22 protein-coding genes and 1 riboswitch are annotated in these 24,297 nt (G+C 68.2%); of the genes, 10 read left to right on the top strand and 12 right to left on the bottom strand.

Features of this window, described 5'->3' with window-relative positions:
• Positions 1-18: 18 nt before the first annotated feature.
• Genes LTA6_RS01110 through nagB form a run of 5 tightly spaced genes read left to right on the top strand, consistent with a single transcriptional unit; the run spans position 19 to position 7,559 of the window.
• Positions 19-1,236 carry an amino acid deaminase gene (locus LTA6_RS01110; RefSeq protein WP_341975598.1) on the top strand — a complete coding sequence of 406 codons (1,218 nt, stop codon included), beginning with the start codon at positions 19-21 and terminating at the stop codon, positions 1,234-1,236.
• On the top strand, positions 1,227-4,556 hold the full coding sequence (locus LTA6_RS01105) for a family 20 glycosylhydrolase (RefSeq protein ID WP_407358438.1): 3,330 nt from the start codon (positions 1,227-1,229) through the stop codon (positions 4,554-4,556). The genes LTA6_RS01110 and LTA6_RS01105 overlap by 10 nt, the downstream gene beginning before the upstream one ends.
• A 28-nt stretch (positions 4,557-4,584) precedes the next feature.
• Positions 4,585-5,772, top strand: coding sequence for an ROK family transcriptional regulator (locus LTA6_RS01100; RefSeq protein WP_341975596.1), 1,188 nt, complete (start codon positions 4,585-4,587; stop codon positions 5,770-5,772).
• 49 nt (positions 5,773-5,821) lie between these two features.
• Entirely contained in the window at positions 5,822-6,787 is a 966-nt protein-coding gene (locus tag LTA6_RS01095) for an ROK family protein (protein WP_407358437.1), read from the top strand.
• The gene (nagB, locus tag LTA6_RS01090; RefSeq protein WP_341975593.1) at positions 6,780-7,559 is read left to right on the top strand and encodes a glucosamine-6-phosphate deaminase; all 780 of its coding nucleotides are present in this window, start codon (positions 6,780-6,782) and stop codon (positions 7,557-7,559) included. The genes LTA6_RS01095 and nagB overlap by 8 nt, the downstream gene beginning before the upstream one ends.
• An 18-nt stretch (positions 7,560-7,577) precedes the next feature.
• On the opposite strand, the gene LTA6_RS01085 is transcribed toward nagB, so the two are convergent.
• The 6 genes from LTA6_RS01085 to LTA6_RS01060 all read right to left on the bottom strand — a co-directional run bounded on the left by LTA6_RS01085 (position 7,578) and on the right by LTA6_RS01060 (position 14,872).
• On the bottom strand, positions 7,578-7,988 hold the full coding sequence (locus tag LTA6_RS01085) for an NUDIX domain-containing protein (protein ID WP_341975592.1): 411 nt from the start codon (positions 7,986-7,988) through the stop codon (positions 7,578-7,580).
• Positions 7,981-9,345 carry an FAD-linked oxidase C-terminal domain-containing protein gene (locus tag LTA6_RS01080; protein WP_341975591.1) on the bottom strand — a complete coding sequence of 455 codons (1,365 nt, stop codon included), beginning with the start codon at positions 9,343-9,345 and terminating at the stop codon, positions 7,981-7,983. The genes LTA6_RS01085 and LTA6_RS01080 overlap by 8 nt, the downstream gene beginning before the upstream one ends.
• 10 nt (positions 9,346-9,355) lie before the next feature.
• Complete coding sequence (locus tag LTA6_RS01075) at positions 9,356-9,727, bottom strand: YrdB family protein (protein ID WP_341975590.1); 372 nt, start codon at positions 9,725-9,727, stop codon at positions 9,356-9,358.
• A gap of 9 nt (positions 9,728-9,736) precedes the next feature.
• Positions 9,737-11,800: a sigma-70 family RNA polymerase sigma factor gene (locus tag LTA6_RS01070; RefSeq protein ID WP_341975589.1), complete on the bottom strand. Its 2,064-nt coding sequence runs from the start codon at positions 11,798-11,800 to the stop codon at positions 9,737-9,739.
• Positions 11,801-12,173: 373 nt separating this feature from the next.
• A complete protein-coding gene (gene nagA / locus LTA6_RS01065) occupies positions 12,174-13,346 on the bottom strand; it encodes an N-acetylglucosamine-6-phosphate deacetylase (RefSeq protein WP_341975588.1) in 1,173 nt (390 codons plus the stop codon).
• Entirely contained in the window at positions 13,343-14,872 is a 1,530-nt protein-coding gene (locus LTA6_RS01060) for a family 20 glycosylhydrolase (RefSeq protein WP_341975587.1), read from the bottom strand. Before LTA6_RS01060 ends, nagA begins: the two co-directional genes overlap by 4 nt.
• A 359-nt stretch (positions 14,873-15,231) precedes the next feature.
• Between LTA6_RS01060 and LTA6_RS01055 the strand changes: the two genes are divergently transcribed.
• The 4 genes from LTA6_RS01055 (at position 15,232) to LTA6_RS01040 (ending at position 18,881) form a co-directional block, all read left to right on the top strand.
• Positions 15,232-15,864: a hypothetical protein gene (locus tag LTA6_RS01055; protein ID WP_341975586.1), complete on the top strand. Its 633-nt coding sequence runs from the start codon at positions 15,232-15,234 to the stop codon at positions 15,862-15,864.
• Between the two features lie 91 nt (positions 15,865-15,955).
• The gene (locus LTA6_RS01050; RefSeq protein ID WP_341975585.1) at positions 15,956-16,360 is read left to right on the top strand and encodes an Imm8 family immunity protein; all 405 of its coding nucleotides are present in this window, start codon (positions 15,956-15,958) and stop codon (positions 16,358-16,360) included.
• 117 nt (positions 16,361-16,477) lie between these two features.
• Positions 16,478-16,562: riboswitch (ZMP/ZTP riboswitch) on the top strand.
• 38 nt (positions 16,563-16,600) lie between these two features.
• A complete protein-coding gene (gene glyA, locus LTA6_RS01045; protein WP_341975584.1) occupies positions 16,601-17,875 on the top strand; it encodes a serine hydroxymethyltransferase in 1,275 nt (424 codons plus the stop codon).
• A gap of 127 nt (positions 17,876-18,002) precedes the next feature.
• Positions 18,003-18,881, top strand: a complete 879-nt coding sequence (locus LTA6_RS01040) for a bifunctional methylenetetrahydrofolate dehydrogenase/methenyltetrahydrofolate cyclohydrolase (RefSeq protein ID WP_341975583.1) — start codon at positions 18,003-18,005, stop codon at positions 18,879-18,881.
• Between the two features lie 100 nt (positions 18,882-18,981).
• Here LTA6_RS01040 and LTA6_RS01035 read toward each other — a convergent pair whose 3' ends face one another.
• Genes LTA6_RS01035 through LTA6_RS01020 form a run of 4 tightly spaced genes read right to left on the bottom strand, consistent with a single transcriptional unit; the run spans position 18,982 to position 21,995 of the window.
• Positions 18,982-19,536: a hypothetical protein gene (locus tag LTA6_RS01035; RefSeq protein ID WP_341975582.1), complete on the bottom strand. Its 555-nt coding sequence runs from the start codon at positions 19,534-19,536 to the stop codon at positions 18,982-18,984.
• Between the two features lie 31 nt (positions 19,537-19,567).
• Positions 19,568-20,296, bottom strand: coding sequence for a DUF6882 domain-containing protein (locus LTA6_RS01030; protein WP_341975581.1), 729 nt, complete (start codon positions 20,294-20,296; stop codon positions 19,568-19,570).
• A 59-nt stretch (positions 20,297-20,355) separates the two neighbouring features.
• Positions 20,356-21,615 (bottom strand): MFS transporter, encoded by a 1,260-nt coding sequence (locus LTA6_RS01025; RefSeq protein WP_407358436.1) that lies wholly within the window; start codon positions 21,613-21,615, stop codon positions 20,356-20,358.
• Positions 21,612-21,995, bottom strand: coding sequence for an HTH domain-containing protein (locus tag LTA6_RS01020; protein ID WP_341975579.1), 384 nt, complete (start codon positions 21,993-21,995; stop codon positions 21,612-21,614). The genes LTA6_RS01025 and LTA6_RS01020 overlap by 4 nt, the downstream gene beginning before the upstream one ends.
• Before the next feature lie 57 nt (positions 21,996-22,052).
• On the opposite strand from LTA6_RS01020, the gene LTA6_RS01015 reads away from it, so the two are divergent.
• Positions 22,053-22,739 carry an alpha/beta fold hydrolase gene (locus tag LTA6_RS01015; protein WP_407358435.1) on the top strand — a complete coding sequence of 229 codons (687 nt, stop codon included), beginning with the start codon at positions 22,053-22,055 and terminating at the stop codon, positions 22,737-22,739.
• Here the strand turns inward: LTA6_RS01015 and LTA6_RS01010 are convergent.
• Positions 22,733-23,530: an HpcH/HpaI aldolase/citrate lyase family protein gene (locus tag LTA6_RS01010; RefSeq protein ID WP_341975577.1), complete on the bottom strand. Its 798-nt coding sequence runs from the start codon at positions 23,528-23,530 to the stop codon at positions 22,733-22,735. The genes LTA6_RS01015 and LTA6_RS01010 overlap by 7 nt on opposite strands.
• Entirely contained in the window at positions 23,515-24,297 is a 783-nt protein-coding gene (locus LTA6_RS01005) for a fumarylacetoacetate hydrolase family protein (protein ID WP_341978499.1), read from the bottom strand. Before LTA6_RS01005 ends, LTA6_RS01010 begins: the two co-directional genes overlap by 16 nt.

The raw sequence follows: 24,297 nt of genomic DNA, 5'->3' as shown, positions 1-24,297 counted from the left end.
GCCTAGTAGCGTTGTTAGATGCCTCTACAAATTCCGAACCCTGTTCTCGGCGCCTGGACGAAGGGCTTTCCGGCGCGAGCCGCCGGGATGCGCCTCTCCGAGGTCGCGGGCGCGGGTCTGCACCTCTCCGACCTGGTGACACCCGTGCTCACCGTTCAGGAATCGGCGATGGCGCACAACGAGGCGACCGTGTTCTCGTGGGCGGCAGATCAGGGCGTCCTCCTCGCCCCGCACGGAAAGACGACGATGGCGCCCGCGCTCTGGCAGCGGTTGCTCGATGCCGGAGCCTGGGGAATCTCGGTGGCAACGCCGTGGCAGGCCGAGGTCGCCGTCGACGCCGGCGTGCCCACTGTGCTGATCGCCAACGCGGTCGTGGACCGGGCCGCGGTGCAGCGACTCGGGGCGCTGCTCGAGGCGAATCCGCAGTTGCGCATCCTGTGCTGGGCAGACTCGCTCAGCACCGTCGGCATCATCGCGGACGCGACAAGTGACCTCACCCGTCCCCTCGACGTGCTCGTCGAACTCGGCGGGATGGGCGGGCGCACCGGAGCGCGCACCGTCGCCGAGGGGGAGCGGATCGCCGCTGCGATCACCGCCGCCCCCGGACTGCGTCTGGCCGGTGTCGCCGGGTATGAAGGCCCGTTCGGCCCCGATCGCAGCGCCGCCTCCGTGGCCGCGGTCGACGCGTATCTGCAGACTCTCGTCGAACTGCACCGGCGCCTCGAATACCCGGAGGGATATCGGCCGGTGCTCACCGCGGGCGGCAGCTCCTTCCCGGATCGGGCGGCAGCCGTGCTGGCCCCGCTCGGTGAGGGTGCCGATGTGGTGCTGCGCTCGGGGGCCTTCCAGATCCACGACGACGGCTTCTACGCGAGGATGTCTCCGTTCGGCCCGCTCGTCGGCACGGAGCCGCTGCGCTCGGCGATGCACGCCTGGGCGCGCGTGGTCTCGCAGCCGGAGCCGGGGCTCGCGCTGCTGGATGCCGGTCGTCGCGATGTGCCCTTCGACATCGATCTGCCGGTGCCGCAGTCGGTGGCCGGCCGCATCACGGCGCTCAACGATCAGCACGCCTTCCTCAGCCTCGCGCCGGAGGCATCCGTGCACGTCGGTGAGATGGTCAGGCTCGGACTCTCGCATCCGTGCACGGCGTTCGACAAGTGGCGGGTGGTCGCCGTGATCGATGATCCGGATGCCGCCGATCCGCGCGTCATCGGGGCGGTGGCGACGTGCTTCTGAGTGCAGAGCAGGCCGCGGCCGGACGCGTGCGGGTGTATCGGGGAGCCACCGTCGTCGACGGCACCGGTGCCTCGCGGTATCCGGCCGACGTCGCCGTCGAGGGTGCCAGGATCGTCGCGGTGCTGCCGCTCGCGACGTCATCGGACGCCGATGTGCTCGAGCTGCCCGCGGGGGCCGTCGAGGTCGACGCCACCGGCCTCGCTCTTGCGCCCGGATTCATCGACATGCACGCCCACAGCGACCTCGCCGTGCTGACCGGCGCCGCGCACGACGCGAAGATCCTGCAGGGAGTCACGACCGAGGTCCTCGGTCAGGACGGACTCGGCTACGCTCCGCTCGACGACGCCTCGGCCGCGATCATCCCGGGCCAGATCGCAGGCTGGAACGGACCGGTGGATTCTGTGCCGTGGCGATCCATGGGCGACTTCCTCGCCGACATCGATCACGCGACGGTCGGCAACGCGGCGGTGCTCGTCCCACAGGGAAACCTGCGCATGATGGTCGTCGGTCATGAGAACCGCCCGGCGACTCCCGCGGAGCTGGACGCGATGGCCGAGCTCCTCGGAAAAGCGCTCGATGCCGGCGCGTTCGGGATGTCCAGCGGTCTCACCTACACGCCGGGAATGTACGCGGACACCGCCGAGCTCGAGGCGCTCTGCCGGGTGGTCGCCGAACGCGGCGGCTACTGGGCGCCGCACACCCGCAGCTACGGCGCGGCTGCGCTGTCTGCCTACCGGGAAGTGCTCGACATCGGTCGGCGCACCGGTTGCCCGATCCACCTCACCCACGCGACCATGAACTTCGCCCCGAACCGCGGCCGTGCGGCCGATTTGCTCGCACTCGTCGACGAGGCGATCGCGGACGGCGTCGACGTGACCCTGGATACCTATCCGTATCTGCCGGGGTCGACGACGCTCGCGTCGCTGCTGCCGAGTCGGCTCGCGGAGGGCGGAGATCTCGTGGCGACGATCGCCGGGCTCGATGCCGATGCCCGTGAGGAGGTGCGCGTCGGGCTGGAAGACATCGGATGCGACGGCTTCCACGGCGAAAGGGCCGACTGGAGCAGCATCCAGATCGCCGGCACCGCGAACCCCGCACTCGCCGGTCACGTCGGACGGACGATCGCCGAGATCGCCGAGGACAGCAGGCAGCGTGCCGTCGATGTCGTTCTCGACACGATCGTGGCGGACGCCGGGGCGACGAGCATCCTCATGCACATCGGCGACGAGGACAACGTCAGGGCGATCATGCGCCACCCGCGCCACACCGGGGGCAGCGACGGCATCCTGATCGGTGCCCGCCCGCATCCGCGCGGGCGCGGGACGTTCCCTCGTTATCTCGGTCACTACGTCCGCGACCTCGGCATACTCACGCTGGAGGAGGCCGTGCGGCATCTCGCCGGCACCCCGGCCGAGCGCCTGGGGTTGCATCGCGGTGACGCACCTCGTGGTGTGATCCGTGTCGGCGCCACCGCCGACCTCGTGCTCTTCGACCCGGAGACCGTCGGGGCGGGCGCGACCTTCGACGACCCGCACGCGCCGCCCATGGGCATCGTGGACGTGCTCATCGGGGGAGTCGCGGTCGTCGCGCGCGGTGCTGCCACGGGCGCGACGCCAGGACGCGCCCTCCGGATGCCCCCGCCGGCGCATCGGGCGACCCTGCCCCGAGTCAGCACCACCATCGACGAAGCGGCCGAGGGCTTCGCATGGACGTCGCAGACCCCCGTCGTCGCGGCACCGGAATGGGCGAGCATCGTGACGAAGCTCGGCGCTGCGCTCGCGGCCGCGGCCGGCACCGAGCCGGCGATCACCCTCGTCCTCGACGATGAGCTCACCGCGGCACCGTTCGCGGACGGTCGGATCGGCGAGGAGGCATTCCGCCTCTCCGTTGCTGCTGACGGTGTCGAGATCAGAGGCGCGACAGCCGCCGGGATCTTCCGCGGCGCCACCGTGCTTCGTCAGCTGCGCCCGCCGGAGAGCGTCGACGCGCGCATCCCGGCAGGGGTGTGGGAGGGAGCCCCGGCTTACGGATGGCGCGGAGTGATGCTCGACGTCGCGCGCCACTTCCGGCCGCCCGCCGACATCCGCCGACTCATCGACCTTCTCGCCGACCACCACCTGAACGTGCTCCACCTGCATCTCAGCGACGACCAGGGGTGGCGGTTCGAGGTTCCAGGCTTCCCGCGCCTGACCGAGGTTGGCGCTCGCCGCAGTGCGACCCAGCGCGGGCACGGTCCCCAGGCGACGGTGGAGCCCGGCGTGCACGAGGGGTTCTACACCGACACCGAGCTGCGCGATCTCGTGGCCTACGCCGCCGAGCGTTTCGTCACGCTGGTGCCCGAGGTGGAGCTACCAGGGCATGTTCAGGCCGCGCTCGCCGCCTATCCGGAACTGGGCAACCTCGACGCCGCTGAGCCCGTCACGAGCCCGTGGGAGCGGTTCGGCGTCAACCCGCGCACTCTCGCGCCGACCGAGGCATCATTGGCCTTCGGTCGGGCGGCGATCGACGCGCTGTGCGACCTCTTCGACGCGGAGTGGATCGGGATCGGCGGCGACGAGGTGCCGGTGACCGAGTGGCAGCAGAGCCCCGCGGCAGCGGAGCGGATGCAGCAGCTCGGCTTCACCTCGCCGCACGAGATCCAGCCGTGGTTCACCGCGCACTTCGTCGCCCATGTGCAGAGCCGCGGCCGCACCGCCCTTGCCTGGGATGAGGTGCTGGAGGGTGATGTGCCGGACGGTGTGCGGATCCTCGCGTGGCGTGGACCGGTCGCGATGCGGGAGTCGCTGCGCCGCGGCATCCCGGTGATCGCCTGCCCGGACCTCGAGGTGTACCTCGACTATCCCCAGTCCGACTCCGAGGAAGAGCCGATTCGCGTCGGGCCGCCTCTGACGATCGAGCGGGCCTATTCTCTGCGCGTGGAGGAAGGGGCGATCGGCGGTCAGGCGAACGTCTGGACCGAGCATCTGCCCACGCGCGATCGGGTCGACTTCGCGACGTTCCCGCGCCTGGCCGCCACGGCCGAACGACTGTGGGACGGGGGTGAGCCCGGCGCTTTCGAGGACTTCGTGCGCCGCCTGGAGGTGCACCTGCGCCGCCTGGCCGCAACCGGTGTGGCGTACCGCCCGCTGGACGGTCCGACCCCGGATCAGCGGCGCCCTGGAGTGCCGGGGAAGCCGCTCACCATCGCCGCTCGTGAGGAGATCGTCGCCGGGCTCGTCCGCACCCTCGAGGAGCGCGAGCACCCATATGATGAGCACCTCGGGAAGTCAGGTAACGTTTCGATAACCCTCCCCGCGAGCAGCGGGCCTGGGGTTGCGTAAATCCAGTTCGTAAGGTCTACTAACAAACATGTCCGCATTGGATGAGCAGCGTCCCACATCGTCGTCTGATTACGCCGGTGCGAACACGCACGCCTTCGGCCCGGGCCGACACCTGCGCTCGCGCTCCAAGGTGCTGCCCGAGCACGCCAGAGGGCACAATCGCGCTCTCGTCCTGCAGACGCTCTTTCACGCCGGGGCGATGAGCCGCGCAGATCTCTCCCGCGAGACCGGATTGACCAGGGTCACCATCTCCGATCTGGTGGCCGAGTTCGTCGCCGACGGCATCATCATCGAGATGGGGGTGCGCGCGATCGTGGGTCCGGGTAAGCCTCCGATCCTCATCGACATCGACCGCGCGGGTCACCAGATCATCGGCATCGACCTCTCCGGTCCGAGCGCATTCGTCGGAGCTGTGCTCAGCCTCGACGGCGAGGTGATCGAGCGCCGGGAGGTGCCGCGCCCGGAGTCGCCGGACGGCGACGAGGCGTACGCCGCCACGCTCGCGCTCGCCAGGAGCCTGGTCGAGGCGTCGAACCGCCCCCTGCTCGGCGTCGGCATCGGCACGCCGGGTGTGGTCCGACCGGACGGACTCGTCCTGAGTTCACCGAACCTCGGCTGGACGAATTTCCCGCTCGAAGCGAAGCTCGGCGTCGATCTCGGGCTCCCGGTCCTTGCGCGCAACGACGCGAACGCCGCCGTGCTCGCCGAGTACACCTTCGGTGACGCCAAAGCCGACTTCATGCTCATCAAGATCGGCAAAGGCGTCGGTGCCGGTCTCATCACCGGCAGCCAGCCGTTGCTCGGCAGCCGATACGCGGCGGGGGAGATCGGTCACGTCGTCGTGGGAACCGACGGAGGACCTCGGTGCGCGTGCGGCAAGGACGGATGCCTCGAGGCCTGGCTCAGCGTCAGCCGCCTCGGCGCCGCCATCGCCGAGAACCCAGAGGCTCGTGACGACATCCTCCGCGACGCCGGAACCCGGATGGCCATCGCCATCGCCCCCATCGTCGCCGCCCTCGACCTGTCCGAGGTCGTGCTCTCCGGTCCTGCCGAACTGCTCGACGGCATCCTCACCGACGCCGCTATCGAGACTCTGCACGCCAGGACGCTGGAGGGGGTCTTCGAAGATGTCGCGGTGCGGCTCACCGACCAGGCCGACATCGTACTTCGCGGCGCCGCAGTGATGGTGCTCTCCAGCCAGCTGGGAGTCTCGTGATCCTCGCCTCGAGCCCGACCACCCCGATGACGACCAGGAGCTTCATCCGATGAAGGGTGCTGACATCGCCGACCTCGACGGTCGGCAGATTCGCGTGGGCCTGGATGTCGGCGGCACGAAGATCGATGCCGTCGCCATCTCGCCGGCCGGAGACATCCTCGGCCGTCTGCGCCGCCCCACTGGCTGGGGCGAGGAAGCCGTCCTCTCCGGCATCATCGAGACCGTCCGGGCACTCGCTGACGAGGTCGGCTTTCCGATGGACGACGTCCGTTCGGTGGGTGTCGGCATCCCCGGGCTCGTCGACGCCGGTTCCGGCCGTGTCCTGCATGCCGTGAATCTCGGCGTCGAATCGCTGGACCTCGCCGCACGTGCGCAGGATGCGATGGGCATCCCGTTCCGAGTGGAGAACGACGTGAAGGCCGCGGCGCTGGGGGCGGCGGTCCTGCGCGGTGTCACTGGTTCGATGGCCTACCTCAACCTCGGTACCGGGGTCGCAGCAGGGATCGTCGTCGAGGGTCGCATCTGGCGAGGCGCCACGGGCACGGCGGGCGAAGTCGGGCACATCTCGGTCGATCCCCGGGGCAGACTCTGCGGTTGCGGCCAGCGGGGCTGCATCGAGACCTTCTGCGGTGGCGGCGCGCTCGCCCGCGCATGGGGGCGTCCCGGTGCGCTGCCGGTCCGCGACATCTTCGACGCCGCTGAGACCGGCGATGCAGACGCGGTGGCCCTCAAGGCCGACCTCATCCACGGTGCCGCGGCCGCGGTCCGCGTGCTGGTGCTGTCCGCCGATGTGGAGAAGGTCATCATCGGCGGCGGAATCACCTCGCTCGGCGCACGGCTCGAAGACGGCATCCGCGCCGCGCTCCGCGCCGAGGCTGAGACCTCGGCGTTCATGAACTCGCTCCACCTGGACGCGAGAATCGAACTGCTCGCCGCCGGTTCCCCCGCCGCGGCGTTCGGCGCCGCGGTGATCGGCGCATCCGTCCCAGAGAAAGAGATCATGGCCCATGGCTGAAGTCGTCATTGTCGAGAACGCGGAAGCCGCTGGCGCCCTGGTCGCGCAGGAGATCGTCGAGCTCATCGACTCCCGCCCCGATGCGGTGCTCGGGCTCGCGACCGGATCGACACCGCTCACCGTGTACCAGGCGCTGCGCTCGCGGCTCGCCGATCACGATGTCTCGCAGGTGCGCGGTTTCGCGCTCGACGAGTACGTCGGTCTCGACCCTGCTCACCCGGAGAGCTACCGCTCCGTGATCACGCGCGAAGTCGTCGAACCGCTCGGGCTCGACCCGCGGCGCATCCATGTTCCCAATGGTGCGGCCGCGAGCATCGAGCGCGCCGGCGCCGACTACGAGGCGGCGATCGCAGCTGCGGGAGGCGTCGATCTGCAGATCCTCGGTATCGGCACCGACGGGCACATCGGGTTCAACGAGCCGGGGTCATCCTTCGCTTCGCAGACCCGGGTGAAGACGCTCACCGAGCAGACCCGTGCGGACAACGCGCGCTTCTTCGATTCCGTCGATGATGTGCCGAGGCACTGCATCACTCAGGGGCTCGGCACGATCCTTCGCGCGCGCCACCTGGTCCTGCTCGCGTTCGGCGCCGGGAAGGCGCAGGCGGTCGCGGATGCCGTCGAAGGTCCGCTCACCGCATTCCTTCCCGGATCCGCCGTCCAGCTGCACCCGCACGCGACGATCGTCGTCGACGAGGCAGCGGCATCCCGCCTCAAGCTCGCCGACTACTACCGGTACACATACGCGAACAAGCCGGCCTGGCAGGGTCTCTGAGTTCGACGTCGGGCGACGTCAACCGAAGGCGCGCCCAGGCCAGGCGAGCGGCAGCAGATGCTCGAGGCTGAGCGGAGCCAGGGGCAGCGTCGGCACCTCGGCGTGGGTGATCCAGCGGAGCTCTGCCAGCTCGGCCTGCACGGTGACCGCGGTCGGATCGATCGTGGCGGCGAAGGCCGCGGCGATGACCCGGTGACCCGGCTCGTTCGCGGCGTCGGAGATGAAAGTGCCCAGCGGTCGCAGCTCGCTCTCGACCAATTGAACCCCGAGTTCTTCGTCGAGTTCTCGGATGAGCGTCTGCGCGGCCGTCTCGCCGGGCTCCGGCTTGCCGCCGGGCTGCATGAACCGGGTGGTGCCGTGTTTGCGGACGACGAGCACGCGGTCGTGGTCGTCGACGATCACCGCGGCGCTGACGTGGATGTCAGGCATCGGCGGGGAACACCTTGCCCGGGTTCAGGATGCCGAGGGGATCGAACACCCGGGTGATCTGCCGCTGCAGCTCCCACTGGTCCTCGCCCAGCTCGTCGGCCAGCCAGCGCTGCTTGAGCACGCCGATGCCGTGCTCGCCGGTGAGGGTGCCGCCGAGAGCGAGCGCAGCGCGGAACAACTCGTCGGCTGCTGCCCAGATGAGGTCGGGCACGTCCGTGCCTTCGAAGATGAAGTTCGGGTGCAGGTTGCCGTCTCCCGCGTGAGCGACCGTCGGGATGACCACGCCGTAGGCCTTCTCGATGCGGGCGATCTCATGGAACATCGCCGGCATGGCGCTGCGCGGCACGGAGACGTCCTCGATCAGGGTCGTACCGAGTGCCGCCATCGCCGGGTGCATGGCACGGCGGATCGCGAGCAGGCGCTCGCCCTCCTCGTGATCGTGCGAGACGGAGACGTGGCCGCCATGGTCGTGGAGGATCTTCGCGATGGCCTCTGCATCTGCGACGGCGGCAGGGCCATCGGTCTGGATGGTGAGCTGTGCCGTGCCCGCTGCGGGCTCCGGCAGGGAGAGGTATCGGAACACCGCGGCGACACAGGCGGCATCCATCAGTTCCATGATCGCCGGCTGGATTCCCGCGGCGGTGACCGCCGCCGATGATGCCGCGGCGGGGACGACACCGGGGAAAGCGGCCGTCACCGTGCACGTCGTGCCCTCGACGAGGCGCCGGAGCTTCAGAGTGGCGCCGACGACGACGCCGAGCGTGCCCTCGGACCCGATGACGAGCGACGTCAGGTCGAGTCCGGTCACACCCTTCACGCTGCGATGTCCGAGATGCAGCAGACGGCCGTCGGCGAGGACGAGATCGACACCGAGCACGGCATCGCGAACCACACCGTACTTCGCGCACAGCAAACCGCCGGCGCCGGTGGCGATGTTGCCGCCGACCGTGGAGATGGCCCGGCTGGCGGGATCAGGAGCCCACCAGAGACCGTGATCGCCGAGGATGTCATTGAGGTCGGCGTTGAGGATGCCGGGCTCGACGACGGCGAGAAGGTCGTCGGGTCGGATCTCCTTCACCGCGGTCATGCGAAGAGTCGACAGGACGATCTCGCCCTCACCGGCATTCGCGGCACCCGCGAGCCCTGTCCCTGCTCCGCGTACGACGACCGCGGTGCGTGTGGCGGTCGCGATGCGCAGGGTCTGCTGCACGTGCTCGACCGTCTCGGCATGCACGACCGCGATGGGCCGCCCGGCGGCGGCATGCCCGGATCGGTCGGCTCTGGCGAGCTCGCGGGATTCCTCGCTGGTGTCGACGAGGGGGCCGAGTGCAGCCTGGAGCTGTGCGAGGGGGCTCATGACCGGGTGCTCACGCCAAGGTGCGTCGGCCGGCCGCGAGCCCCGCACCGATCGCGACGATCGCGAAGGCGGAGCCGATCAGCCCCTGACCCATCGACCACCACGCGACAGTGACGCCGGCGTAGATGAGCAGCTCGACCGCGGCGCGCAAGAAGGGGTGCAGGTGCAGAACCGGGCGCGGGGAGAGGAAGAGCGCCCACACCAGGAGCACGATGAGGGGTGCGCCGATCCCGAAGATGATATTCCACGGCAGTGTCCAGGCAGCGAAGCCCCACAGTGCGAGGGAGGCCATGGCGAGCACCAGGACGATCACACGGACGATGTCGAGAGCGGAGACGACGGGACGATCGACGCCCGGTACGGGTGCGGAATCCTGGGGCATGCCCCCAGTCTATTCGGCGGGTACGGGGCCCGTGGCCGGAGGCAGCACGCCATCGGCGACTTCGAAGACTGTGCCGATGATGTTCTGTGCAAGCGGCGCATTACTCGGCTGTTCGACGGGCTCGACCGGTGGAGCCGATGGAGCCGGTTCGACCGTCTCGTCCGATTCCGCCGGTGTGGAAGTGACGGGTGTTTCTTCGGCGGGTGCTTCCGGCGTCGACGATGCGGCCGGCGGAATCACCTCGGCCGGACTCGATGGGAGGTCATCGCCGAGCGATTCGTCCGTCGAAGAAGCGTCGGCGGAACTGATGAGCGGAGAGCACGATCCTGCCGGATCAGCCAGTTCACTCAATCGGACCGCGTCGGTCAGTGGACCGATGGAATTCCCGTAGACGTACCGGAACTGGACCCTGGCATTGGTGAGTTGCTGCAGGAACGTCGGTTCGAGCACGACGACGCCGTCACCGCGGGCATCCAGCTCCGCTGTGAACGTGGTGTCCTGGCGGTTCGAGAACAGTCCCTGGACCGTGGCCTCGGGCGCACCCTGCACCTCGACGGAGTACAGCGTCGTTCCGAAGATCGCGCTGTCCTCCCAGACGCACGTCACCGTGGTCGCGCCGATGGCGGGGGTCCCGGTGGGGAGGCCAGGTGTCTCGGTTGGTGTCGGAGTCGGAGTCGGAGTCGGAGTGGGTGTCGGCTCGGGAGTCGGTGTCGGAGTTGGAGTCGGCTCGGGAGTCGGAGTCGGAGTCGGAGTCGGAGTCGGCTCGGGAGTGACCGGAGGTTCCGGTTTCGCGTCCTCGGTGGGCGGCGTGACCGCTGAGCCTTCGTCGGGCTTCGAGTCTGCGGGCTTGGTCGGTGTCGGACGCGGTGTCGGCTCCGGCGTCGGTTCGACCGGTGCCGGCTCTTCGATGATCATGGGCTCATCGAGCGCCATGGTCTCGTCGGGTCCGACTTCTGACGAGATCGACGTCGAGTCGCTGTCGCCCGCGCTGGGTCGCGACGATGCCGGTGCCGCCCCGACGAGTCCGGGGATGGTGGTCGCGGCGGCGACGACGCCGGCCACTACGAGCGCAGCGGAACCGGCGCCGATCAGAGCGCCGACGCCGCTGAAGACGCCTCCGCTGCTCCCGCCGGCTGCGCCACCGCCAGCGGCTGAACCGCCCGCGGCCGAGCCGCCGGCCGTGCCGGCCGCCGCAGCGCCGGTGCCGACGACGACTGCGCCTTCGAAGATGCTCGACGGCATTGCAGCCAACGCGACCGCCGGTGTGCTGCCCTGCAGAGAGGCCAGGTAGCCGGTGGAACCGGCGACGCCGAGGACGAGGGGAAGGAGGACCAGCGCGAGGCGCGTGGAGACGTCTTTCGCCTCGGCAGCGACGATGATGCACCGCGCGCACTCGTCGAGGTGCTGCTCCAGTCGTTTGTGATCCCGGTTGCCCAGGTTGCCGCGCGAGTAGGCACCGAGATGTTCGATGCTCCACTGGCAGTCGGAACCGGGCGCCGCGCTGCGCAGGTGCGCTTGGATCCATGCTTCACGGAGGCCTTCACGAGCACGGAAGGCTAGCTGCGACACCGCGCCCGACTTCATGCCGAGGAGAGGTGCCACCTCCTGCGGCTTCATCTGCTCGATCTCGGTGTACCAGAGCACCTCCTGCCAGCGCGATGGCAGGCTGCGGAATGCCTGAGCGGTGAGGCTGCGATCAAGGGCCTCATTCGCGGCCTGTTCGCTGCTGTCGGGATCGGCGACGGTATCGAGCTCATCGATCGCCGTCTCGCGCCGCGAGCGTCCCCACGCCGCGGCCGTGTTGCGGATGCTGGTGAACAGGTAGGCGCGGAACGAGCCGTTGGGGCCTGCGCCCTTGATGATCGCCTGGTAGATGCGGGTGTACGACTCCTGCACCAGGTCATCGGGGTCGATGGATGACGTGACGGAGCGGGCGACGGACATTCCGGCGGGGTAGTGGCGTCGCCAGAGTTCGCCGAACGCCTCGGTATCTCCCGAGCGGGTGCGCAGGACGAGGTCGGCGTCGGCGATCGCCTCGCCGTCGTTGGAGGTGTTGTCGTAAGGCACAGTCATCCATCTGTCGTGAGTGGGAATGGCCCTCTCACATGAAGAGACGCGTGAAAGCGGTCCGCATCACGCGTGTTTTTCATTCTCTCCCGAATTTCCCAGACTGGCCACCCCAATTTGGAACCGGATCTCGTCACGGCCGCCACGGGGTCTCAAAAAAGAAATCTCAGAAGTCGCGTAATGAACGACGAGGTCTGTCGTCTCACCAGGTAGAGACAGCCAGTATCGACTCCACCGGGGGGCGGAGTCGTGGCGTCGGTGGGGTCACCTCACCGGTCGGGTGGTCCGGGAACCTCGGGGGAGGAATTCCCGGACCCCCGCTCTACTCAGGGGGAATGAGGCCGCCGGCTGGGGAACGGCGGCCTCCTGAGCTGCCCGGCTAGCGGGAGAGCGGTCCGCCGACCCAGACACGTGCGACCTGCAGGCCTTCGTCCAGGAGCACCGCGTCGCCGACGAAGCCGGTGCGCAGCGCACCGATCTCGTCGCCGGCGCCGATCGCCCGCGCCGGAGTCTCGGTGAGGGCTCGGACAGCGTCGCTCAGCCCGACGCCCGCCTGCACGGCTCGTGCGAGAGCGACGTCCTGCGTGAGGGTGGAGCCGGCGATCGAGCCGGTCTCATCGGCGCGAGCGACGCCGTCGGCGACGGTGACGCTGACGGTGCCGAGGTCGTAGTGACCGTCGGCGCTGCCCGCGGCGGCCATCGCATCGGTGACGAGCGCGACGCGCCCCGGAGCCGCATCGAAGATCAACTTGATGACATGCGGAGCGAGGTGCACGTTGTCGGCGATCGCCTCGAGCACCACCCGATGATCAGCTGCGGCAGCGAGCACCGGCCCGGGAGCCCGGTGGTGGATGCCGTTCATCGCGTTGAAGGCGTGGGTGAGGATGGAGGCGCCGGCGTCGAACGCTGCTTCGGCCATCGCCGCATCCGCGTCGGTGTGACCGACGGCCGCAGCGGCCCCTGCCTCGACGATCAGACGGATCGCTTCCAGGCCGCCGGGCAGCTCAGGGGCGATAGTGACCTGACGGACGGTGCCACGACCGGCCTCCAGCAGACGCGTGACGTCGGCCGCGAGGGGTGCCCGCAGCAGCGCCGGGTCGTGCGCGCCCTGATGGCCAGGATCGAGGAACGGCCCTTCCAGGTGCGAGCCGAGGATGTCCGCATCCGTCGTCATCAGATCGGCGATCTCGCCGACGCTCCGGGCGAGATCATCGAGCGATCCGGTGACCAGAGAGATCACGGCGCGCGTGGTGCCATGTGCGCGATGCAGTGCACGGGCGGTGCGGATGGCCTCCACGCCGTCATCGAACGAGGCGCCGGCCCCGCCGTGTCCATGGATGTCCACGAAGCCGGGGGTGAGGATGGCGCCCGCTCCGGCGATCTCGATCGCATCGACGACCTCATCGGCCGGTGCCCAATCGGAGCCGGTGCCGCGGGCGACGATCCGGCCGCCCTCGATGCGTACCCAGGCGTCTTCGACGAGTTCGCCGCGATCGATGACGCGGGCGGAGTGGATGACCAGCGAACCGGTCTCGGTGGAATGGACGCTCATCGTCGGCTCCAGGGGATTTCGGCTGCGGGATGGTACGAGATGCCTTCAGCCTTCCACAGTGGGGAGAGCGACCCGACCCTGACGCGGAACGAATCCCAGGTGCGTTCCGGAGCGTTCTTCGGCGACCAGACGATCTCGGCCTGCGCCGCGGCCCTCGGGAACACGAGCTGCTCGACCTCGGTGAGGGTGCCGACGGTCTCGCTCCACAGCGGGGCCTCGACGCCGAGGATCGCGTCATCGGGCACGTCGAGCACCGCCGTCGGCTCCCACGCATACGCCGAGCGGACGTCGATGAGCGCGGCCCAGTCCTGTCCGAGCGGGTAGTCCTTGTCGTACTTCATGTCGAGATAAGTGGCGTCCGCCGGCGACAGGATCAGTGCGCCGCCGCGTTCGACGAAATGGGCGGCCTCCTCGGCGTGCGTTCCCTGGGGCGTGGTCATGCCCCAGTACTGGCCGACGGTTCCCTCGGCGATGCCGTCGGCAGCGCCGACCTCATGCCACGCGACTGGGATCTTCCCCGCCTCGACGACGATCGCGGTGGCGCGCTCGACGAAGTGATCGAAGTCCTCCTGGGTGGTGCCGTGCGACTCGTCGCCGCCGATGTGAAGGTACGGGCCGGGGGTCATCTCGGCGAGTTCGCGGATCACGTCGCGCACGAAGTCGTAGGTGCCCTCCTCGCGGATTCGCACGCTGGAGTGGCCGACTCCCCAGCCGAGGTAGCGCTCCCCGGCGACGGGCAGCGGCTGGCCGAGGCGCTCTGAATCGGAGATCAGGTTGTCGTTCATCACCGGAGCTTCGACCAGTTCCGGGTAGGCGACGCCGATCGCGTGGGTGTGGCCGGGCAGATCGATCTCGGGGACGACGATCATGTGCCGGGATGCCGCGTACTCCACGATGCCGCGGTAATCCGCTTTCGTGTAGAAGCCGCCCGGGTCACCGTTGGCTGACGTGCTCGAGGAGAGCTCGGTGAGCAGCGGCCAGGAATCGATCTGGATGCGCCAGCCCTGGTCGTCGCTGAGGTGCAGGTGCAGGTGGTTGAACTTCAGGGCGCTGGTGCTGTCGATGAACTTCTTCACGTCGTCGACACCGAAGAAGTGGCGGGCGACATCGAGCATCACGCCGCGGTACCCGAATCGCGGAGCATCGGCGATGTCTGCGCGGAGCAGGCCCCACCCGGCTTCGTCTTCGTCTTCGTCTTCTCGAAGCAGTTGCAGGAGGGTCTGGATGCCGTAGAAAAGCCCGGCCTCATCGGAGCCGACGAGCTCGGCCTCGTCGCCGATGCGGAGGGTGTACCCCTCCTTCTCAGCGACCGACGCGTCGATGCGCAGCGTGATGTCGCCCAACTTCGTCGCGTCATCGGCGGGGGAGAGGCGGATGCCGCTGCGACGCTCGACGGCATCGATCAGCTGCGCCGCCGCGGGGGAGTCGCCGTGCACGCGCGTGGCGCTGGTGAGTGGCATCCGTCCGTCTCCCGCGACAGCGGATGCGGGCACCGGAACAAGCGGAAGGGAATGGGTAAGGACCATGAACAAAACCTACCGTGCAGGGGTGCGCTGCGGGAGAGTGGATCTCGGGAGGTGTCCTGCCCGCTGCATACGACGGCGTTCACGTGAAAGATCCATCATCGTTACATATGCGTGATGTGCACGCTCTCGTCAGCCACACCTGGTGTCCACTATGAATTAGCAGTGCGGCAGGAGAGCCGCGAATCCGGCCCTCCTCATCCGAGGGGTTGGACCGGATGCGTGGGAGGTCCTTAGTGAGGTTCTTCGAGGGGCTTTGGTGGCTGTTGCTCCTCCTTGCCCGAGGATACGGCCCCCTCTTACAGGGTTATCCGGCTTTTTCGTACGCGGAGCAGAGAGCACAACCAATATTGACTAGTGAAGTGGACGACTGGATGAGCAGGCTGCACAGCGCCCCATTCGGGCCCACCACTACGCTTGCTCGCAACTTCGCTGCAGGCGTTTCTGCGATCGCGGGGCTTGTCTGTCTCGTCGTGCCGTTCTTGCAGATGGTGCCGCTGCCTAGCGTTCTTCTTGCTTCCATCGCAGGACTGGGCTTCTTTGCCGCATCGCTCATTACGGCGCTCCGATGGAAGCCTTTGGTGAGGCGTGCTGCGCGGGAAGCGGTCGCGGCAGGAGCAACCAGCAGCTTTGCCTTCACGCAAGCTGAATTCAGCAAGGGTGCTGCAAAGGAGAGCGAGTACGTGGGTTCAGGATGGGTCTTGATTCTCGGCGAGCGCCTGGATGTCTGTGTTGGGCCGAACGCATTGGGTGTCGGCGAGGGTGCCGCACCGCGAGCGATACGGCAGGACGAGATCGTGAGAGTTTCCCGGCGCGAGCCGACCAGTATGTCGTATGCGATGCTCACGATTGCGCTTGCCTCCGGCGACGAGGTTTCGTTTACGCTGACGCCGCGGAATGGCTCTGGACTACGCGGACCCAGCGATAGCGAGGTGGACGATGCCATCACTAGCATTCGCAGCGTGACGGAAGACGATCCTTGGAATCGCGGATGAATGCCCGGCAGGCCGGACGTGCTTGGATGGGCGACGGGTGTACAGATTCGAGTCAGGGCAACGCGCTGGCGAATCTTGACGGCTCAGGCGCATGGGCCGCGGTCTTGCAAGCCCCACCGGGATCTTTTCAGTGAGAGCTATAGTTCGCGACGCATTCAGTACAGATTTTGACTTCGAATCCTACGACTCCGTGGATCCCTCTGACGATGGTCAATGGATCCGCTTACTCATCGGACCTGACATCGGTCCAGGTGAGGAGTCTTTCGACATCTTGGTTTGCACTCCCCGGTGGCTCGCGCGCAGAGTTGAAGAATCGGGACCGATTTTGGGCCGCCACATGTTGGTGATGTCATCTCTGAATCTGAGTGAAGCTGTACGGGTTCTACGTACCGCCGCAGAATCTGTTTCGGGGGAGATGTGGCGCGACGTCGTGTTCGAGCTGGCGCAAATTGGATTCTGGGAGTTTCAAGATTATCGAGCGAATGAAATTGACTGACGGGGTGGCGACTCGACCGGCCAACTGCTCCTGAGCTCTCGGAGGGGAAGTGGCTGTCCGGGAGCAATGACGCGCGCTCAAGCCACGCCGTCAGCAGCTTCCTGCATCCGCTATGCTCGTAACCGTCGCGACTGGCGTCTGGGTGGACTACCACCGGGGAGCGGCTGACCACGGAATTCGACCGCGCGCCTGGGCCGATGAGGACCCCCCCTTTCGAATCCGTTGTCAGAGGAGCACGTCATGACCGATCGTTACTTCAACGCACCCCTTTCCGAGGTCGACCCAGAGATCGCCGAGGTTCTCGAGCGCGAGCTGAACCGCCAGCGCAGCTACCTCGAGATGATCGCATCCGAGAACTTCGTTCCCGTGTCGGTCCTGCAGTCGCAGGGCTCGGTGCTCACCAACAAGTACGCCGAGGGCTACCCCGGCCGTCGCTACTACGGCGGCTGCGAAGAGGTCGATGTCGCCGAAGAGCTGGCGATCTCCCGCGCCAAGGAGCTGTTCGGTTCGGAGTTCGCGAACGTCCAGCCGCACTCCGGCGCCACCGCGAACGCCGCCGTGTTGCACGCGATCGCGCGCCCCGGCGACACCCTGCTCGGACTCTCCCTCGACCAGGGCGGCCACCTCACCCACGGCATGAAGATCAACTTCTCGGGCCGTCTCTACAACATCGTCGCCTACGGCGTGGACCCCGAGACCTCGACCATCGACATGGACGAGGTTCGTCGCCTCGCCGTCGAGCACAAGCCGAAGGTCATCATCGCCGGCTGGTCGGCCTACCCGCGCACGCTCGACTTCGCCGCCTTCCGCGAGATCGCCGATGAGGTCGGTGCCCTGCTCTGGGTCGACATGGCGCACTTCGCCGGTCTGGTCGCTGCGGGTCTGCACCCGAACCCGGTGCCGCACGCGCACGTCGTCTCCTCGACGGTGCACAAGACCATCGGCGGCCCGCGCTCGGGCTTCATCCTCACCAACGACGCCGACCTCGCGAAGAAGATCAACACGGCGGTCTTCCCGGGTCAGCAGGGCGGCCCGCTCATGCACGTGATCGCTGCCAAGGCGACCGCGTTCAAGCTCGCCGGCACCCCGGAGTTCAAGGAGCGTCAGGAGCGCGTGCTGCGCGGCGCCTCGCTCATCGCCGATCGCCTGTCGCAGCAGGACGTGAAGGATGCCGGTATCGCGGTGCGTTCCGGCGGCACCGACGTGCACCTCGTGCTCGTCGACCTGCGCGATGCCGAGATCGATGGCAAGCAGGCCGAGGACCTCCTGCACGAGATCCACATCACGGTGAACCGCAACGCCGTTCCGAACGACCCGCGTCCGCCGATGGTGACCTCGGGTCTGCGTATCGGCACCCCGGCGCTCGCCACCCGCGGTTTCGGCGACGCCGATTTCACCGAGGTCGCCGACGTCATCGCGCTCGCGCTCCTGCCCGGTGCTGACGTCGAGGCCCTCCGCGCCCGTGTCGACGCGCTCGCCACGGCGTTCCCGCTGTACCCGGACCTGCAGCAGTAACGACGTTTCGACTCGCTTCGCTCGCTCAACGACCGGGGGTGGCCTCCCGGTCGTTGAGCGAGGAGCGCAGCGACGAGACGAAACGCGTGTACAAACACGGAAACGCCTGACCGCGAATGGAAATGACATGACCGCGAAGATTCTCGACGGCAAAGCCGCTTCGACGGAGATCAAGGCCGAGCTCGCCGAGCGCGTTTCCGGGCTTCGTGCGCGGGGTATCGTCCCCGGCATCGCCACGGTGCTGGTCGGCGCCGACCCGGCCTCACAGCTCTACGTCGGCATGAAGCATCGGCAGTCCGAGGCGATCGGGATGAACTCGATCCAGCGCGAGCTGCCGGCCGATGCCACACAGGCGGATGTCGAAGCTCTCATCGACGAACTCAACGCCGACCCCGACTGCCACGGCTACATCGTGCAGCTGCCGTTGCCCAAGCACATCGACACCGACGCGATCCTCGAACGGATCGATCCGGCGAAGGACGCTGACGGCCTGCATCCGACCAACCTCGGCCGGCTCGTGCTGAACGTCAACGCCCCGATCCACACGCCACTGCCGTGCACCCCGCGCGGCGTGATCGAACTGCTGCTGCGCAACGATTACGACCTCAAGGGCAAGCACGTGGTCGTCGTCGGACGCGGTGTCACGATCGGTCGGTCGATCGGACTGCTGCTGACGCGCCGCGACATCAACGCCACGGTCACGCTCACGCACACCGGCACCGTCGACATGCCCCGCTACCTGCGGGAGGCCGACGTCATCGTCGCCGCGGCGGGGGTCAAGCACCTCATCCGCGCCGAGGACGTGAAGCCCGGAGCTGCGGTTCTCGACGTGGGCGTGACGCGCGAGTCGGACGCCGACACCGGCAAGAGCCTGGTCTTCGGCGACGTGCATCCCGATGTCGCGTCGGTGGCGGGCTGGATCTCGCCGAACCCCGGCGGGGTCGGTCCGATGACGGTCGCGCTGCTCATGACCAACGTGGTCGAGGCCGCGGAGCGGCTGGTCTGAGCATCCGGTAACAGCACGAACTTCGCAGAAACGCGCGAACCTCGCAGGAATCACCGGATTCTCTGCGAGGTTCGCGTCATTCTGCGGGCGGACAGCGCGACTAGAGGTTGTCCAGCATCCGCCGCTGCTCGGGCGTGAGACCGTCGTGCAGTTCCGCGCGGGCGGCCGATGTCTCCGGTGTCTCGGGCGCTGCCGCCGTCGGCGCGGTGCTGCGGCGAGAGCCCTGCACCCTCGCCTGCACGCTGTCGTAGACCTCAGCCGTCTTCGCGCGCAGTCGGTCGTCGATCTGGTCGTAGATCACCCAGCCGAGCAGCAGCCCGAGCGGCGGCAGCACGTAGCCCCAGAAGAAGCCGGCGACGGTGACGCCGCTCAGCCACACCGTCAGCACCCAGATGATCAGCTCGACCACGTAGACGAGGGCGTACTGCACGACCTTCTCGCCGGCGCCGGTACGGTCCGCGGCCGACTTCGCCGCGGACTTGCGGAACGCTGCAGCGAGCGTCGGTTTCACGAACAGCGCGGCGAGCGTGAGGATGACGGATGCCCAGAGTGCGTGCCAGCCGACACGGACGTTTGTCATCAGCAGCCCGATGAGAAGCAGCACCGCGACGTTGAAGACGTACAGCGACGCGAAGCGGATGATTCCGTTCTTCATGCGACTCCCTTGCTCATGGAACGTGCGGCCTTCAGGGAACCTGAGGGCCGACGGTGCTCTCGATGCCGGTGATGCGCGCCTGCTCATCGAAACGGAAGGTCGCAGATCCCGTCGCGTCCGTGACGGTCGCCCCGCTGAAGGACTGATCCGTCCAGGTCAGCGTCCAGTTCGCGAGACGGGCGAGATCCCAGACGGCGGTCCGCGCGTCCGCGAGGGCGAGTCCGGACAGGATGCGGGGGAGCGCGATCATCGCGTCGACGACCGTCAGCGGGGCGAGCGGCGCATCGAGGATGAAGACCGCTCTGGTGCCGCCGCCGACGGGGGCCGAGTAGTACGGGGCCCGGCCGGTCAGTTCGACGGCGACTCCGCCCACGGTGTGGGCAGCACGGGCGATCCAGCCGTCGACATCCGCATCCGCGTCTGCGGGGAACGCGAGCTCCGGCGCGGTGAGCTCGGCGACGCCGTGCTGGGCGCCGTACGCCTGCAGCTGAGAGGCGAGTCCTGCGGCGTCACCGCGGGGGTGCGCCCATGCCCAGAGCAGCGAGCGCGGGCCGGGGGCGATCGTGGCGACGAGGTGCGCGCGCGTGACGAGCTGACGGCTCGGGTCGGCGTTGGCGGTGAACGTGAGCGTTCCGGCCTGCATGTCGGCGTCCCAGCGGTGCTCGCCGAGTGCGTCGGCGGCCGCGGAGAGGGCATCCTGGCGGAGCGAGGTGAACAGGATCGCTCGATCGGCGAGCGGCTGGAGTGCGGCGAAGGTCATGTCCACAGTCTGGCGCGGGTCGCTATGAATGCGCCAGTGCGCGAGGCGATGGCGCCCGGTCAGCCCGCGTCGGCGAGCGGAGCATCCGTCGGGCGACCCATCCGCCACACGCTCGGCACGACCAGAGTCGCCAATGCCACGGCCGCGTACACGATGCCCGACGTGATGAGAACGGTCGCGGCATCCGCATGCGTGATCAGCCAACCGTAGATCAGCGTGCCGATCGGCATCACGACGAAGCTGCCCAGCATGTCGTAGCTGGAGACCCGGGAGAGCTTCTCGCCCGGGATGTTCTCCATCATCGCGAGGTTCCACCCCGTGCTGAAGACCTCGGCGCCCGCCCCCGCGATGAACGCCGCGATCGCGAGCAGCACGACAGCCGGGTGCACGCCGAGCACGGTCAGCGGAATGGCGAACGCGGCCATCCCGATCATTCCGTAGCGGAGCGGCTTCTTCAGCGGGAACCACATCAGGATCAGCGTCATCAGCAGGACGCCGACGCCCTCGGCACTGACCACCCAGCCCCAGCCGGAGATACCCAGCAGGTCGTTGTTCTTCGCGATGTACGGTCCGGCCACGCCCCAGGCGCCGACGTGGATCGCGTTCATCACCATGAACGCGAGCACGATCGCCCACAGCCACGATCGACTCCAGAACTCCCGCCACCCGACGCGCAGATCGTGGAACATCGTCGTCCCTCCGCCGTGTGCGGGAGGAGGCAGCTTCACGAGGGCCAGGATCGGAATCGCGGCGACCCAGCCGGCTGCCTGGACGACCATCGCCCAGGCAGGGCCCGCCGTCGCCACGAGCACACCCGCGATGATCGGGCCGCCGATCGTCACCATCGAGCGCACGAATGAGAGCATCGCGTTCGCCTGCTGCAAGTGCTCCGGCGTGGTCAGCTGCGGGATGAGGCCCTGCATCGCCGGCAGCACGAAGGCGGTGGATGCTCCGTTGATCGTGGCGAGGATCGCGATCAACGGAACCGTCGCCGTCCCGGTGAACAGGAGCGCGGCGATCGTTCCGATGGAGAGGATGTCGACGACGTAGCAGGACTGGATGATCAGCGCTCGCGGCAGTCGATCGGCGATGACCCCGCCGAAGAGCACGAACACGATGTTGCTGATCGTGAACGCGGCGAGCACGAGCGAGAGCGAACGAGCATCGTTGTCGATGTCGAGCACTGCGAACGCGAGCGCGATCGACGACATCGACCCGGTGATCAGCGTGATCGCCCGCGCGAGGAAGAACCATCGGAAGTTCCGGTCCTGCATCGCGCCCAGGCCGCGGGTCTTGACGGTGGTGTCTGCGGGACTCATGAATCTCCGGTCGGCATCAGGGCGAGGGTGAGTTTGTGCATGCTCGTGCGCGCGGAGTCCGTCGCGGTCGGCCCGAGCGCGACCAGCGCGACGAGAAGGGCGGCGATCTCGCCAGGCTCGAGCAGGATCGGGCCGATGTCCGAACGGACGTCGAACAGATAGCCGCCGCCGGGGCCCCGCTGCACGCGGATCGGGATGCCGCTCTCGCGCATCCGGGCGATGTCTCGTTCGACGGTGCGTGCGGTGACACCCAGAGCCGAGCCGAGGGACAGTGCCGATCGCGGTGCACCTCGACGGCGTCGCAGCTCCTCGATGAGTGCGTGCTGCCGTTCGATCCGCCTGAGCGTCAGGTGGGGATCGGTCGATTTGGAGAATGCCACGACATTCACTCTAAAGCCGACGTTTGCTAGTCGGTCTCTCTGGATAGGTTCACTCACATGACAACTTCTCTGCTTCTGCTTTCCGGCGCCGGTCTCCCCGAATGGGCGTGGGACGCCGTCATCGAAGGACAATCCGCTTCCGCCACGGTGGCGCCGCGACCGACCGCCGAGAGTGCGACGGTCACCGACTATGCGCGGGCCGCGTTGGACGCCGCCCCCGAGGGAGACCTGACCCTCATCGCTCACTCCGCCGGAGGGGTCGTCGCGAGCGAGGTGGCGCGCCTCGCCCCCGAGCGGGTCCGTGGCGTTCTGGCGGTCGCGGCCATCATCCCGAAGGCGGACGCCTCGTTCGCGTCGTCGTTGCCGTTCCCCAATCGGGTGATCCTCCCGTTGATCCTTCGGCTCGCGGGAACCAGGCCGCCGGAGTCGGCACTCCGTAACGGTCTCGGCGCCGGCGTCGACGAAGACACCGTGCGGCGATTCATCGATGATCTCGAGCCGGAGCCGCGCAGCTACTTCCTGAGTCGAGTGGCGTCGAACGCCGCGCTCGCGGCGGTGCCGAGAACCACTTACGTTGTCACCGCCGGTGACAAGGAGATCCCGCCGAAGCTGCAGCGCGGCTACGCCGCGCGGCTGCGCGATCCGTGCATCGTCGAGATCGCCGGCGGACACTACCCGATGATCAGCAACGTTTCCGCGCTGCGCGCGGCGATCGAGGACTTTCTGGCTGTCCCTGCTCAGTAGCTGGTGCGCGCACCCGCCGGGCGGATGAATCGAGCGGCCAGGGCTTCGGATGCTCGGGCGAGAAGCGCCACGTCGGCGCCGACGGCGACGAAATCTGCCCCCGCGGCGAGATAGGCGTCGGCGGCGGTGGGGTCGAAGGCGTTCACGCCGACCGGCGTGCCTGCCGCCTTCGCCGCAGCGAAGACGCGCTCGACCGCGGCGACCACGTCGGGGTGCGTCTGCTGGCCGAGCAGACCCATCGACGCTGCGAGGTCGGAGGGGCCGACGAAGATCGCGTCGACTCCGTCTTCGGCGGCGATGTCAGCGGCGGCTTCCACCCCGGCCGTCGTCTCGATCTGCACGGTGAGGGACGTGTACTGGGAGGCGTCCTGAAGGTAGCCGTCGACGCGGTTCCAGCGTGCGCTGCGCGCGAGAGCGCTGCCGACGCCGCGTACGCCGAGCGGGGGATACCGCGTGGCGGCGACGGCGGCACGCGCCTCATCGACGGAGGAGACCATCGGCACGATGAGGTTCTGGGCGCCGAGGTCGAGGATCTGCTTGATCGTGACGGTGTCGTTGCTCGGCACCCGCACGAGCGGGGTGATCGGATAGGCCGCGACCGCCTGAAGCTGCATCTGCACGCTCTCCAGCGTGGTCGCGGAATGCTCCATGTCGATCAGCAGCCAGTCCAGGCCCGAGCCCGCGGCGACCTCGGCGAGGAGCGGACTGGCGGAGCAGACCCACATGCCCACGAACGGGCGGTCTGATCCCGCGAGTTGCGCGCGGAAGGAGGGGGCTAGATGAAGCGGCATTCGATTGTTCCCATCGGTCCGTAATCGCACAGCACCTCGTCGCCGCGCGCCACCCACATCGGGCGCGTGAACGATCCTGCCAGGATTATCTCGCCGGCCTCCAGGCGCGCGCCGTGCTGGTGGAACTTGTTCGCGAGCCACGCGACGCCGGTGGCTGGGTGGTTGAGCACGCCGGCCGCGACGCCGGTCTCCTCGATCTCGCCGTTCTTGAAGAGCAGCCCTGGCACCCACCGCAGATCGATCTCGTCGGGGCGCTTGTGCACGGTACCGAGAACCATCGCTCCGTAGGCGGCGTTGTCGCTGATCGTGTCGACGATCGTGCGGCCTTCCAGCTCGATGTGCGAGTTCAGCACCTCGAGCGCCGGGACGGCGTAGTCGATCGCGGCGAGAGCGTCGTCGAGGGTGCAGTCCGGACCTTCGAGCGGATGCTTCAGCACGAACGCCAGTTCCACCTCGATGCGCACGTTCGAGAAGTCGTCGACCGGGATCTCGGATCCCGACTCGTACACCGTGTCGTCGAACATCACGCCATAGTCGGGCTCGGTGATGCCGGTGGCCTGCTGCATCGCGCGGGAGGTCAGGCCGATCTTGCGGCCGACGAGCCGGCGGCCGGCCGCGATCTGCGTATCGCGCCAGACGCCCTGGATCGCGTACGAGTCCTCGACCGTCGCCTCGGGGTACCGGGCCGTGATGCGGGGGATCACGCTGTGCGCGCGGTCGGCCTCGGCCAGCTCGGCCGCGATCTGCGCGATGGTGTCTGCAGGCAG

The organism is Microbacterium sp. LTA6 (assembly GCF_045690355.1).
Lineage (GTDB): Bacteria > Actinomycetota > Actinomycetes > Actinomycetales > Microbacteriaceae > Microbacterium.
The sequence above is the reverse complement of the archived record's forward strand: the minus strand, read 5'-3'. Positions and strand labels throughout refer to the sequence as shown.